At 56.2% G+C, this 13,229-nt stretch carries 11 protein-coding genes and 2 pseudogenes; 8 read left to right on the top strand and 5 right to left on the bottom strand.

What is annotated here, in order from left to right; translation table 11 throughout:
- Positions 1–126 precede the first annotated feature (126 nt).
- From BSG09_RS17135 to BSG09_RS17125, 3 genes are read left to right on the top strand one after another with little or no spacing between them, the layout of a single operon-like run.
- Complete coding sequence (locus tag BSG09_RS17135; protein WP_092935278.1) at positions 127–1,680, top strand: DUF58 domain-containing protein; 1,554 nt, start codon at positions 127–129, stop codon at positions 1,678–1,680.
- Entirely contained in the window at positions 1,677–2,261 is a 585-nt protein-coding gene (locus BSG09_RS17130) for a hypothetical protein (protein ID WP_092935276.1), read from the top strand. The genes BSG09_RS17135 and BSG09_RS17130 overlap by 4 nt, the downstream gene beginning before the upstream one ends.
- Positions 2,258–3,160 (top strand): hypothetical protein, encoded by a 903-nt coding sequence (locus BSG09_RS17125; protein WP_092935274.1) that lies wholly within the window; start codon positions 2,258–2,260, stop codon positions 3,158–3,160. The genes BSG09_RS17130 and BSG09_RS17125 overlap by 4 nt, the downstream gene beginning before the upstream one ends.
- A 182-nt stretch (positions 3,161–3,342) precedes the next feature.
- Here the strand turns inward: BSG09_RS17125 and BSG09_RS17120 are convergent, their stop codons facing one another.
- From BSG09_RS17120 to BSG09_RS21870, 5 genes and pseudogenes are all read right to left on the bottom strand, one after another.
- Positions 3,343–3,564: a DUF7511 domain-containing protein gene (locus BSG09_RS17120; protein WP_092935272.1), complete on the bottom strand. Its 222-nt coding sequence runs from the start codon at positions 3,562–3,564 to the stop codon at positions 3,343–3,345.
- A gap of 459 nt (positions 3,565–4,023) precedes the next feature.
- The gene (locus tag BSG09_RS17115) at positions 4,024–5,061 is read right to left on the bottom strand and encodes an AAA family ATPase (protein WP_092935270.1); all 1,038 of its coding nucleotides are present in this window, start codon (positions 5,059–5,061) and stop codon (positions 4,024–4,026) included.
- Positions 5,058–6,167, bottom strand: a complete 1,110-nt coding sequence (locus BSG09_RS17110; protein ID WP_092935268.1) for a DUF4350 domain-containing protein — start codon at positions 6,165–6,167, stop codon at positions 5,058–5,060. The genes BSG09_RS17115 and BSG09_RS17110 overlap by 4 nt, the downstream gene beginning before the upstream one ends.
- Positions 6,168–6,213: 46 nt before the next feature.
- Positions 6,214–6,477 (bottom strand): hypothetical protein, encoded by a 264-nt coding sequence (locus tag BSG09_RS17105; RefSeq protein WP_175542245.1) that lies wholly within the window; start codon positions 6,475–6,477, stop codon positions 6,214–6,216.
- Positions 6,478–6,642: 165 nt separating this feature from the next.
- Positions 6,643–6,920, bottom strand: a pseudogene (locus BSG09_RS21870) (hypothetical protein); the annotation flags it as partial.
- A gap of 111 nt (positions 6,921–7,031) precedes the next feature.
- Here BSG09_RS21870 and BSG09_RS21680 point away from each other — a divergent pair.
- The 5 genes and pseudogenes from BSG09_RS21680 to BSG09_RS17080 form a co-directional block, all read left to right on the top strand.
- Positions 7,032–7,196 (top strand): HVO_A0556 family zinc finger protein, encoded by a 165-nt coding sequence (locus tag BSG09_RS21680; RefSeq protein WP_343124081.1) that lies wholly within the window; start codon positions 7,032–7,034, stop codon positions 7,194–7,196.
- A 68-nt stretch (positions 7,197–7,264) separates the two neighbouring features.
- Positions 7,265–9,730 (top strand): MFS transporter, encoded by a 2,466-nt coding sequence (locus BSG09_RS17095; RefSeq protein ID WP_092935264.1) that lies wholly within the window; start codon positions 7,265–7,267, stop codon positions 9,728–9,730.
- 276 nt (positions 9,731–10,006) lie between these two features.
- Complete coding sequence (locus BSG09_RS17090; protein WP_092935262.1) at positions 10,007–11,038, top strand: polysaccharide pyruvyl transferase family protein; 1,032 nt, start codon at positions 10,007–10,009, stop codon at positions 11,036–11,038.
- Positions 11,039–11,107: 69 nt separating this feature from the next.
- Positions 11,108–12,568 (top strand): flippase, encoded by a 1,461-nt coding sequence (locus BSG09_RS17085; RefSeq protein ID WP_092935260.1) that lies wholly within the window; start codon positions 11,108–11,110, stop codon positions 12,566–12,568.
- 472 nt (positions 12,569–13,040) lie between these two features.
- Positions 13,041–13,229, top strand: a pseudogene (locus tag BSG09_RS17080) (IS4 family transposase); the annotation flags it as partial.

Raw genomic sequence — 13,229 nt, 5'->3', positions numbered from 1 at the left:
CCCGCCACAACCGACTGGCCTGTCCACGCATCGGGATACACCTGCGTCAGCCTGCACCTCGATTCTGGATCGTCTCGTCTGCTGGTAATCAATACTTTGAACACGGTCACGGAAATCTGTCAAGACATGTACCCCACGCGCCAGGGATGGACGGTCGCCGCACTCGCCGTTGTGCTTGCCGTCCTTGCAGTAGTGTTTGCACGTCCGCTCGTGCTTGTTGGGTCGGCCCTCATCGGCGCGTGGCTACTGGCCCACCAGTATCGCTTCACCCGTGACCTCGAGCGAACAGTGGAGTCGCTGTCGGTCGTTCAGTCTCCAGCCCGTACGGCCGTCCAAACGGGAGACGAGATCCCAGTCACGCTCACCGCGACGCGAGAAGCCAAAACGGAACTGACACTCGAAGTCTCTGCTGGACTACCGGTCGCAGCGACTGCGACTAGACCGTTTGTGCTTTCACTTGAACCAGCCATCGAACAGGCAAACCGAACACGGACGGTCACCTGGCCCGTCGCTGGTCGTCACACGTTCGATAAAATAACCGTGACAGCGACGGATGGGCTGTTCCGAGAGACGATTACGGCTGGTTCAACGCCGACAGTGACCGTCGAACCCCCCAGTCCCCGGTCAATTCACGTCGGTGAGGGAGGTGACCGGATTGCCGCGTCGTACGGGTCTCACGAGTCTAGACGAACCGGCACAGGAATCGAACCGGCTGAACTCCGTGAGTACCTCCCTGGCGATACAGGGAGACGGATCGACTGGAAGGCGACGGCACGGCACACAACGCCGTACGTCCGCGAGTACGAGGCCGAGAGTGACCGCCGGACCCTGCTGGCCGTCGACCACCGTAGCTCACTCGCAATGGGTCCACAGGGCGAAACAAAACTTGAAGCCCTCCGCGAGGTGGCCCTCGTCATCGCAGGAAACACCCGTCGACTTAACAACCCACTCGGGCTCGTGACGGTTGGCGATGGTGGAATCACTAACTATCGGGGAATAGCATCGTCGACCGTCAATTACAGGCCAATCCGCCGTCAACTGCTCTCTCTCGAGCCGACGATAGCGGCGGACACGCCCATCTCTAACCAAATGGGTACCACGACGATGAACAGCACAGAAACGAACTCGAATGAATCTAGCGCGTCGCGATCCTCAAGCACCCAATTGAGAACGGTCAGCGCGGGCGAAAACAACGTTTCGCTTCTGCGACGGAACACCACTCCCACGGACGCCCAGCGGTCGTTATCCGATCTTGAAGGAACAGATGAAGATGACGCGTTTGGACGGACACTGCGTCCATTCTATTCTGGTCAACAGAGATACCGGGAACGGATCGCCGAGGATCCACTATACGGAGCAGTCCACAGGGGTGTGACGGACGCACGGGGCTCGATCTGGACCGTCATCTGTACTGATGATTCACGGCCAGCAGAACTCCGCGAGACGGTCTCGCTCGCACGGCAAGGCGGAAACGAGGTCTTGGTTCTGCTCGCACCGTCGGTACTCTACGAACCGGGTGGGCTGGCGGATATCGAGCAAGCTTATGACCGCTACGTCGAATTCGAGGAATTCCGGCGAGAACTCGCCCGGATCGATAACGTGACCGCCCTCGAGGTCGGGCCAACCGACCGGCTATCGGCCGTCATTGAAGCAGGCCGCTCGAGAGGTGGTCATGCGTGAGCGCCCGAATCGATGCGGTCCCGGCCGCGACCGGCCGCAACTGGTCAACTCTCATCTCTCTCGCTGTGATAGTCGTTGCGTTCGGTGCCGTCGCTGGCCCACTTGGCGCGCTTGCAGGGATTGCGACGGCACTCGTTGGCTACCTGTTTGGGATACCATACGCGCTTGCAGCCGGTCACGTTGCACTCGTTGCATCCTTCCCGGACGGAATCGATCCACTCCCGTTCATCATCGTCGAAGTCACATTCATTGCCGTTCTCCTTTCGCCAGTTCCTTGGACTGAGAGCCCAGGTCGCATCACGCTCGTCGCGATCACGAGTACACTGACACTGGCAGGCGCTGCGTGGCTTATCGTCGACTCGCAGTCGCTCTATCTGGCCGCCGCAACGGTGATCGTTCTCCTCGCGATCGCTTCATACGGCCTTCACCGACTCGAGCTTGTTCGGCTCGGACTGGTTCCAGACCGCGAGGACGGAAAGCAGGCACACCAGACCAATACTGATCAAACCGACGAATCAACCACCGATACAGATACCGATACGACTGCCAAACCGACGACTGAACCCACCACTGACATATGAGTACGACTGATGTTGATCTGGACGAGACGACGACCGACTTGGACGCTGACCGAGCAGACGGGCAGGACGATGACCGGCTCGAACTCGCGGCACGGACAGAACTTCTAGAGGCGGAAAACGAGCGGTTGCGTGCCGAGTATGCTCGCGCCAAGCAATCGCAATACCGTCGCACTGCAGCGGGACTAGCCCTCGTTGGTACCTGTGCGGCCCTCGCCGCAGTCCTCTTCCCTGATGGCCGGGAAGTGCTCTTCGCACTCGCTTCGGTGGGTCTGTTTGGCGGAGTACTTACCTACTACCTGACGCCTGGGACGTTTGTCGCTGCAGATGTCGGTGAACGGATCTATGCTGCGATGGCAGCCAACGAGGCCGCAATCGCCAGTGAACTCGGCCTGAGCGACGATCGCGTCTACCTCCCGACTGACGACGCTTCGGGTGCGCGCCTATACGTCCCCCAGCAGACGACCGGCGAACTGCCCACGCTGGATGATCTCGAGGGGCCAATCCTAACTGATCCGGAGCACCGTGGACTTGTTCTTGAGCCCACCGGAGCAACGCTGCTCGAAGACTTCGAGCGTGCACTGACCGACGACCTCGCGACTGCGCCGGCACCGCTTGCAACCCAGCTCGCTGACGGCCTTGTCGAGCAGTTCGAACTCACAGGCAGTGCCGAGCCAGATGTAGATGTAGCCTCGAACCGCATCACCGTCGCCATCGACGATAGCGCGTTCGGCGATCTTGACCGCTTTGACCATCCGATCGTCTCATTTCTCGCGGTTGGATTCGTAACTGGGCTCGAGCGGCCAATCCGACTCGAGGTAACACCCGCTAACGAACGATCGGACTGGCTGGTCACTTGCCGGTGGGAAGATCATACGGACGTGGAAGATATCGACAACTAAGGCACCACGAAAGACGACAACAGCAACGAGAGAGACGAAATCGCATCGGAGTGAGTCTCTGTTCATAGACTTCTAAGAAGGGTGCAACTGAGCTTGACCTCGAGGCGAGACTACGGGGAACTTGGGTCAACCGCTTCGGGTCACGCCTCGTGGCATCCGATCGAAACGCTTTGAATGAGCGGCTACCGCCAGTTTTCGAGGGAGAGCGCGTCGTCGGCGTTGATCGTGATCCACTGGGTCGGCACGTCGCCGTCCGGGTCACGGGGCACGAACGATAGGTCGTCGGGTCGGGTCTCGTGTTCAACGACGAAATGATCGATATCGTCACGGCGCTGGTTTGCGTGTGGGGCGGTGAAGTGTATCGTGGGGTCAGTCTTCCACTGGAAGGGGTCCGTATTTGTCATTGGTGGAGGGCTGCTGAGTCTTGCTTGCGTTCGGTATCGTGCTCGAGTTAGTGGATCGCTTCCTCAATGTCCTGCGTGGCGTCAGTCATACTTGCCTTGCTTGCTGACCTTCGTGTGTGAGTCGTTGCTTCCCATTGAGGGGGGCTGAGGTCTCCGGGAGTAAAATCCCACGCGGCGATTTTCGAGGTCAGCATATCGTCGGTCGTCGGATCGCGAATTCCGTGGTCCTCGAGAGTGGTCTATACGATCTCGAGGCCAACGTTGCTACGAAATAGTGTTTCGATTTCGATGACTGCGAGATCACGCTCACAGAATACGTCTCGAGTTGATCGGCGTCGTACCACCACTTCCCGGAGAACTAGAACACGAACCTATGTTCCGTGCGGCCGCGATCGCCGACGAGGAACTGTGACTAATCGAGTTCGTCGGGGACGTTGCCACCGTGGAGTGAGGAGTAACTCACTCGAGAATCTTCTCGTCGCTGTCGCTCGCTGCGGCCGATTCGAATGCCTGCTTCGTATCGGCACCTGGCGGCTCGACCGTGTCGACGATCTCCGCGACGATGGCTTCGGGGTCAACATCGCTCAGATCGGCGCTGGTGCTCAACACGAGCCGATGACGCAGTACCGGTTCAGCCATCGTCTTCACGTCATCAGGAATGGCGTAGTCACGGCCACGGATCGCGGCACGCGCCTTGGCACCGTTGAGAAACGCCAGCGTCGCGCGCGGTGAAGCACCGTGTTCGACATCGGCATGCGATCGCGTCGCGGCGACGAGATCGAGCACGTACTCTTTGACAGCGGGTGCGACGTGGACTGCTTGAACGGTCTGGCGCGCATCGATGACCTTCTCTGGCTCGATGACTTGTTCGACATCTTCAGGGCCGAGCTCCGGATCATCGTCAAACCGGTCGAGCAACTCTCGTTCGTCCGCTCGATCCGGCAGATCGAGCGTCAGCTTGAACTGGAAGCGGTCTCGCTGGGCTTCTGGGAGCTGGAATACCCCCTCAGACTCAATCGGGTTTTGGGTCGCGACAACCATGAACGGATCCGGCAACGAAAGCGTCTCGCCCTCGATGGTCACACGCCGTTCTTCCATCGCCTCGAGCAACGCACTTTGGGTCTTCGGCGTTGCGCGATTGATTTCGTCAGCAACCACGAGGTTTGCGAAGACGGGACCGCGCTGGAGTTCGAACGTTCCCGCTCCCTGTCGATAGATGTGCGTGCCCGTGATGTCGGCCGGGAGGGTGTCGGGAGTCATCTGGACCCGGTTGTATTCCAGGCCAGTCGTCCGCGCGAAAAGGTTCGCGAGCGTCGTCTTGGCGATACCTGGAACCCCTTCAAGCAGGAGATGCCCACGGGTCAGTAACGCGACCGTCAAATACTCGACTGCCTCGTCGTTTCCGATGAGAACGCGGTCGATCTCGCTGCGAAGCGAATCATAGATGGCTTCGGGATCGCCGCTCGTCCCGTCAGTCAAATCAGTGGTACCGCTCATTCGTCTGTTTCATCTTCCGAACGGGGATGGTTAAGCGCTGTTATCATATGTTGGATTTGCTCCTCATCCCAGTCGGGATGCTGTCTGCGGAGGAACTCGGCGCGTTCGGAATCAGAGAGTCCAGGACCAATTGTCCCGTCATTGCGATTCCCGGCGGGCTGGAAGCGCGCTGGCAGCCGGGACTGCAAGGCCTCGAGTGCAGACTTGACCCGAATCTGAGAGAGCACTGCAACAAATCCGATGCCAATGGTACCAACGAGCAGCTGTAACAATGGTGATCCCCGGATCACCAGCATCGCAGCGGCCAGCGGAGGGACCCCGGAACCGTGCGAGCGGTCGAAGATCACATGATCGGCATCAGCATACAATCCGCGAACGAACGCGGCGTTGTCCGGCTCACTGTACATCGCGTTGATCGTAATACTCGGGTCACCGACGACGACCACCTTCCCCTCGCTAACATTTTCCACTGTGGCGACTGGGTATGATTGGAGTTCATCCTGTTCGTCCAACTCGTCATCCTCAGGACCGAGGTATGCGAAGTCGCTGGTCGCTACCAGCACTGTTGCGTTTCCTGGCTCAACTGCAGTTCCATAGTTGAGCGTCAGTTGGTCAACTCCAGACGTGAGCGTGTAATTCTCGACACTCGTCGCGACGGGCATTGTTGGCCCACGGAAGTGGTGACGTTCGTCCCGAACAAGTTGTCCATCTACACGTGCTTCAGCACCGACATCGGCTAGCAGTTCGTTTCCTGGATCGCCGAAGTTCTCGAGGACGACGAGCGTACCACCCTCATCGACGAACTCTCTGATCCGTTCAGCATCCTCTCCCTCGTAGGGTTCATCTGGCGCGATGATGAACGCGACCGTCTCGTTGGCTGGCAGCTCATCGTATCGGGCGGTGTCACTCAATAGATGGCTCTCGACTGTGGGATCATCCTCAGCATCTTGCCGGAAATCAGATGATCCATCCCAAGAGGGATTGTATGGGCCGAATGCAGTCGACGATGTCGCAGCCACAGTACCTAGCGTGACGAGTACGGTGACGGTGAGTGCGAGCAATAGGATTCGCGGCCAGTCGATTCTGCCGTTGCCAAGCCAGCTCATCGAATCACCTTCATGGCTCGAGTGAGGCAGAGTACATGATTGGAATTCATACTGGGACCACCTCCGGTGGCAGAATTTCGAGAATCCGTCGCACGACGATGACTGCGAAACCTGCGAGGCCAAGCAGAATAAGCCAACGAAGGCGGCGTCGCCATGTCGGTGTGACGTTGAATGGGGCCGTCAGTTCCGTGATGACCAGGAAGCCGATCAGTGAAAGAACGAAAACCAACTCGTAGGACAGCGCGTTCAACAGTGTGAGCACGAGGACTGTCGCGATCATCCATGCGACCTGTCCATGTACAAACCGCATTCTGCGCTGAGTTGGCATCTAGTAGTCAAGTACGAACCCCTCAAGGTACCTAAACGTAGCGCACTGTCGTCGTGGGCTAAATTAACACACAGCCTGCTCGATGTGATGACGGTCTGTGCTGAGAGATGTACCCTCTCTCGAGTGCGTCGTAGTCCGCGCCGTTGTCTACGGATGGACGTGGACGCCAGTTGTCTCCAGGGTCTGTTCAGATCTACTCGAGTTCGGGATCTCACTCGGAAGCTCTGCATCGATGGGGTGTATGAGCCTGTGTTCGGTATACTCGAGGGAGGTCTTGCGCGATCTTCACAGCCCACTTTCCACGGGTTGTCGCCAACGCTCGAGTCGGCACGTGCTTTCCACAGCTTTGCAGCGAGCCGTGTTGGCAACGCATTCGCCGTCGAGCGAGGCATCTCCTCGTCCATGCGGGAGAGTTGTTGGATCGGCTGCCCTCGAGAAAAGAGTAAGTGATTGCGATCGTTGCGCGATAAAATGAAAGAATGACATTCAGTCTTCACAAAAAGACTATACCATAACCATGACTTGGTGCCAATGAGATGCAATTGATGGACGATTCCGTGGCTAGCTCTCCCGTGCTTGCAGCCCTCGAGGGAAGAGCATGTACGTTTTGTGAGGAAGGGGAATTTCTGCAGGGGAGCTACAAAGGAAACGACGCGGTGATCTGTGACGCTTGTGGAACGCCGGGCGCGCAAGTGTGGTAACGTTGCGACTTGGTCGGTACCTTTTCGGAACGAAAGCATGATAGCGCCGTACACTCACCAGACAGACAATGTCTATTGACGGCGATTCGGGCGACATCGCCGACGCCGCGGCGTCGTTTCTCGAGGAACATGACAACGGTGACCGCGCACTCAAGACTGTCCTCGCCGCCGACGTCGACCACGAAACGTGGACCTTTGATGACGTCGACCTCGATTCGGGAACATTCGGGGAACTCGTCTCACGCGGCATCGTCACGAAAGTCGATGGCGCGTATCAGGTCGCGGACCCAGCAGTTGTCGAATCTGTATTGACGGGCGAGGAACTCGGGAAACCCACGGACGATAACGACCTCACAGCCGATCTCGATCGGTTCTGGAACGATGCCGATCTCCGCGCCCTAGCGGCGCTGTTCGGTGCACTGCTAACTGTCGCTATAGCGAGGATGACGGCGTATCAGTCAGTCTTTCAAAATGGGTACGTCATCTCGCCGGGGAACGACCCGTACTACTTCCGGTACTGGATGGAGAACCTGCTCGAACAGTCGTCGGGACCTGCAGACTACGGAGTTCTAGTAGAACCGCAGCACGGCGTGGCCATTCGGCGACCACTCGCACATGCGACTAATTGGTTCATCGCCGAGTTACTCGGTGGTGGCCAGGGAGCGGCTGATACGGTTGCAGCGTGGCTTCCCATCGTCGCCTCCGTCGTCCTCGGTCTCGTGGTTTACAAGCTCACCGTCTTGTTGACGCGAGACGTTCGCGTCGGCGTTGCGTCCGTTCTTGCCTTCGCTGTGACGCCGATCCACGCGGTCTATACAGGCCTGGGATTCATCGATCACCAGCTTCACCAGTACTTCTGGCTTGGAATCACACTGTTGACGCTGACATGGCTCGCCGTCGACCTCCAGCGACGGCTCGAGCACGGCGTGGATCCGCATGCAAGCGTTCGGAACCACCTCCGAACGCCGCTGACGTGGATCGTTGCTCTCGGCTTCGGACTTTCAGTCGCGGCTGGGATCCACTCTTGGGGCGGCTCGCCACTCCTGCTGATGCCACTCGCTGGATACGTCGCATTTCGAGTCGCGATGGACGCTCGAGCGGACATCTCACCGGCGCTCGCAAATCTCCCGCTGCTCATCGGACTTGCCGTCGGGAGTTGGTTGTCGCTGGCCCTGCACCACCGCTGGGGATGGCATGCAGAGTTCGTTGCTACCACACCGATGCTGGTGCTCGGTGGTGCAATTGCGGTTGTCGTGCTCGGCGAACTGTGGCGACGCGTGAATGTTCATCTCAGTGGGTTGTTCACGCTTGAGGGGCTCGTCGCGGCTGGTGGGCTCTACGTCTTCAAGCGGCTGCAGCCAGACGTCTGGGCCGAGGCAATGGCTCGCGTCGATGATCTCTTTTTCCGCGAAGGAATCACTGAGACGCTGTCGCTATTCTCAACAGAATATGCCGTCTTCTTCGGTCCGATGTACCAGCTCGGGATGGGATTCTATGTTGCCCTGCTCGTACTCGTCTGGGTCATCTGGCGCGTCTATCGGCAGTACGAACCGGGCTGGTTGCTCGTCGGTACCTATTCGGGATATCTGCTCTTGCTTGCGGGAATCCAGGTTCGCTTTGCTGGCCAGCTTGCGATTCCACTGGCCGTGCTTACCGGACTCGGGCTCGTCCAGTTGCTTTCGGTAGTTGAGCTGGCCCGAACGCCAGTTCCATTCCTGGTTTCGGAGGTTTCGGCCAGTGGGTCTCGAGACAGCAGGCCAGTCACCGCCGACGGCGGTCAATCGCTCGAGCCATCGATTACGCTGCCGAATGGCCGTGCGATCGGCTACCTGCTTGGCGTCGGTCTGCTCGTATTTGGGTTAAGTCTGATCTACGTGCCCGGCCTGACGGCGGACGTCACGCACAGCGAGGCCCAGGTCGAAGCAATGGGTGCGATCGATGATCACGCCGAGACGGCGAACCGCACCTACCCCGAAAACTACGTGTTGAGCGAGTGGGGCGACAACCGAATGTACAACCACTTCGTCAACGGTGAGTCACAGGGGTATGGCTATGCGCAGCGCAATTACGGGGAGTTCCGGTCGAGTTCCGATCCGGATAGCTGGTATGATCAGTTCGATGGCCGGGTCGGGTACGTCGTCGTGACTGCAGTCGACGAGGACGCGCCGGCCGAGGGCACGCAGGTGCAACTGCTCGAGCAGTACAGTGCTGGTGGCAATGGAACTGATGGGACGGCTCACTATCAGGCGCTGTCCGTCGACGACGAGGCTGCGGCGTTCGCTGTGGTTCCTGGGGCAACACTCGAGGGAACTGGCGAGCCGGGTGAAACCGTGAGCATAAGTACGGCAGTGTCCGTCGATGGCGAGTCGTTCACGTACGAACGCAAGAAGGAAGTAGGAGACGACGGTCGCTTCGCAGTGACGGTCGCGTATCCGGGTGCGTACTCGGTCGGAGACGATCGTCTCGAGGTGAGCGAAGAGGACGTGACGAAAGGTTTGATCCTCAATCTCGAGTCGAAGGGAGAAGACGCGTAGTTACTCGGTTCTCCATCCGTCTTTAGTTAATACTTACAGTAATACTCAGCAGCATCGTTTTTCGTCCAGATTCAACTCTCTCAAGTCGGCTACGAGGAGAAAATAGAGTTTGCGAGGAACACTTATCGACCGATATTGGCAACACCAGAGTCCGAGCTATGATTCTTCCCGACTCTAATACTGTTATGCATAATATGGCCTCTGATATTACTACTGGGCTTAACTAAAGACCAATGCTATTAATAGTAACTATGTATCTTATCTGTTAGATAATCGATGGAATCGATAAAGTATGCAATTCGAAATCCTCTCGCTGCGGCTAAAGCACTACCAAATGCGGCGCAATATCGGGTAAAAAGACGAATTCCCCACGATATAGGCGTTCAAGGAAGTTACGATACTGGTAACATTGGCGATCGGGCACTCGGAGAACAATTCAAGGTACAACTTGAGCAGAAGGGCTACCGAACCAAGTTGTTCAGGAGAGGAACTACCGCGAGCAACGCATCGAAGCGAATCCTCGGTGGTGGCGGAGTTCTTCATGACTGGTACGGTGTTGCCCACCTGAAGAAACGCCTCAAGTACGTGAGCAGCGGTGAGGAGGGGTATGCTATCGGTGTTGGTGTCCCTGGGTTCCATTCGAAGGAGGCCCGCTCACTGGCATCTCGCGTCCTTCCGGAGTTAGATTTGATTACGGTTCGGGATCAGTGGTCGAAGTCAAACATTGAGGCAGTTTGTGATGCAGATGTCACTGTGACCGCTTGCCCTGTCTTCTTGTATGACGATCCTCAGGAGACAACATCTAGTCGGACGGGGGTCAATTTCCGTCCGTACTTTGGGGAAAAAGACGATATATCGAACGACGTACTAAAGCAGTACTTCGGATACACGGAATTAGAGGATGCAACGGAGCGCTACATTAGAAACGCCCAGCAGATATGCGAGAGCATTGAGAATCCGGTATTCATACCGTTCACACCAAAAGACGAGAAATTCGCGCAGAAACACCTTGATATTCCGATTTGGCCATATGAATTCTCTGTAGAGAAGACGCTCAAGAGAGTATCGAGCGTTGACCGAATGGTTGCAACCCGCTACCACTCGCTCATTTTTGCCGCGATCTGCAGGAAGCCAATACTGCCTCTCGCTTACGAGCCGAAAGTAGAGCAGGTTGCAGAACGACTCGATTTGCCATACTACAAACCTCACAAAGACATCGAGATTGAGTTCTCGACTCCATCTAATGTCGATCAGCTCCAGAGAAACGCAAAAAAGAACTTTGATCTGTTAATTCAGGCTATGGAGTAGATTTGTGGATGGTGCCTCGTCATAGAATCACTCAGACTAAGTTCTGATAAATTCGACTGGTACTACACCATGGCATCACTGCTTCGGTCGATTATTTCTATTTTTTTCGGGAAGAGTGCGGGTTTGGTCATTGGTATACTGTTCACCCCCATCCTTGTTAGGCTCATCCCACAATCACAGTACGGGGTATACGCAACTGTACTGGCCGGGTTTAGCATTCTCACACTCATATCTAAGGGCGGGCTGTTTGATGCGACGAGGAAAGTAGTTGGGGATGGGAAAGACGATAGCCAGAGAGTCTCGAAAGTCGTCTTAATTTCGTTGCTGATCAGCGTGGTTTACGCACTATTGGCCGGAATTGCTGTCCTGTTATCGTCCAAGTTAGGTATCCTCCCTGAGATATATGTGCCATACGTTTGGGCGATTATTCTAGTAGTTTTTTTCGGCAATGTGTATGCTGTTACCAGAGCTGCCTTCTATGGTGTACAGCGAGAGTCAATCGCTGAAGCACTTAATATTGGCCGCAAGCTGGTGTATACCTCTGTTGCCCTGCTACTGGCGTACATTGGGTATGGTGTGACCGGTGTATTTACCGGGTACGCATTTTCTTTCGTGCTCGCATGTATACTCGGGTTGCTCGTTTTACGGAGGTCTATCACCTTCAAGATGCCATCAAAGGACGACGTTTCCGAATACGGTCGAGAAATCGTCTCATTTGGTGGGTACCAACTCATCGGAGGTTTAAGCGCAATGTTGCTGTACAAAATAGATATTCTTCTCGTTGGATCCTATCAGGGTCAGACCTCAGCTGCTCTCTACCAGAGTGCTATCGTTCCAGCGGAGATGATTTGGTTCGTCCCGTCAGTGATTCAGGCTGCATTCTTACAGCACACGGCTCACTTATGGTCGAACGGGGATATTGATACAATAAACAGTAATCTAAAAGATGGTTTTAAATATGCCGTCCTATCATTGTCGCTATTTGGTATTGGTCTGTTCACCCTTGCAGACCCGTTTCTTAGTGTTTACTTTGGTCCGGGCTACTCCGCGTCATCTATAACGTTACAGATCTTGCTCATCGGGACGTTCTTTTTGGGAACTACACGGGTCGTAACGCCGGTGCTACATGCGACAGGATGGGTTCGTGAATCCGAAGCAATCACCGTCGTAGGATTATGTATCAACTTGGTGTTGAATGTTCTCCTGATACCCGAGTACGGTATCATCGGTGCGGGTGTCGGAACTGGCCTCTCCTACGTTGCGATATTCGCAGGGAACGCCTTGCTCTGGCAGCGATCCCCGATTGAGATCGTTTCCCTCCGCTGGATAGCCCGACTGCTCGCAGTTCAATTCATGTTCTTTGCCGTGTTCTATATGCTTGTCTCGACCTTCAGCTACTCGCCGCTGGTTTCGCTACTCGTGTTCCCTCCAGTCGGTCTACTAACATTCTTATCTTTGAACGTTGCAGCGGGCTATATTCCAGTCGAACTGATCAGGGAATATCTACACAAAGCACTACTAGACTGGTAACTGGCGACAAGGTCTGAGGCCACGGTGACGCACCGCTAACTGACAAACAACCCGTTTTAAGACTACACTCGAAGCTATGATCTCGAGGTCTCCGCCGCGCCAAGCGTAGTCAGGCGTCCGGTGTCGTTGTCGAGATAGTTGCCGTCCTCATCGTAACAGTCCGCCTAGAGTTCGATCGTGCCACTCGGCGCGTCGTCAGTGTTCTCGACGGTCGACTCGACGAAGACGTCCGTTGAAAATCCTGCTCTATTGAAAATGGCCGACAGCGTCGAGTTTGGTCGGCACTGGTTTGAGAGAACGAGGTCAAGAAGCCGATTATGGCAGTCGCACTCCTTGACCTCGTTGAGAAGGCACTACACGCATGCGTCTTTAGCTAAGTGACGAACCGCCAGACAGCAGTGGCTTATCGAGGCATCTTTTCGAGAGGATTGAGGAGGGGACAAGTGTGTCCAACACTCCCTCCTCAGACAGAATTGAACGTCGGCTTACTACCCTCTTTCCCTCTGCTGCTCTGGAAGATCACGCCGAGGCTGTCGGCGTGATCGAACGAGAGGGCAAGCTCCAGATCCCACCGCTCGTGTGGTCGTTTGCGTTCGGCTTCGCCACTGGCGAGAGCCGAACGCTCGCAGCCTTCCGCCGGAGCTACAACTCCACAGCTGAT

This window comes from Natrinema hispanicum, from assembly GCF_900111485.1.
GTDB classification, from domain to species: Archaea; Halobacteriota; Halobacteria; order Halobacteriales; family Natrialbaceae; genus Natrinema; species Natrinema hispanicum_A.
Note: the sequence above shows the minus strand (reverse complement) of the source record. Positions and strands in the feature narration are given on the sequence as shown.

Coding starts and splice junctions, on each gene's coding strand:
- BSG09_RS17135 (WP_092935278.1), top strand. CDS start 127: ATGTACCCCACGCGCCAGGGATGGACGGTCGCCGCACTCGCCGTTGTG.
- BSG09_RS17125 (WP_092935274.1), top strand. CDS start 2,258: ATGAGTACGACTGATGTTGATCTGGACGAGACGACGACCGACTTGGAC.
- BSG09_RS17120 (WP_092935272.1), bottom strand. CDS start 3,564: ATGACAAATACGGACCCCTTCCAGTGGAAGACTGACCCCACGATACAC.
- BSG09_RS17115 (WP_092935270.1), bottom strand. CDS start 5,061: ATGAGCGGTACCACTGATTTGACTGACGGGACGAGCGGCGATCCCGAA.
- BSG09_RS17110 (WP_092935268.1), bottom strand. CDS start 6,167: ATGAGCTGGCTTGGCAACGGCAGAATCGACTGGCCGCGAATCCTATTG.
- BSG09_RS17105 (WP_175542245.1), bottom strand. CDS start 6,477: ATGCGGTTTGTACATGGACAGGTCGCATGGATGATCGCGACAGTCCTC.
- BSG09_RS21680 (WP_343124081.1), top strand. CDS start 7,032: ATGCAATTGATGGACGATTCCGTGGCTAGCTCTCCCGTGCTTGCAGCC.
- BSG09_RS17095 (WP_092935264.1), top strand. CDS start 7,265: ATGTCTATTGACGGCGATTCGGGCGACATCGCCGACGCCGCGGCGTCG.
- BSG09_RS17090 (WP_092935262.1), top strand. CDS start 10,007: ATGGAATCGATAAAGTATGCAATTCGAAATCCTCTCGCTGCGGCTAAA.
- BSG09_RS17085 (WP_092935260.1), top strand. CDS start 11,108: ATGGCATCACTGCTTCGGTCGATTATTTCTATTTTTTTCGGGAAGAGT.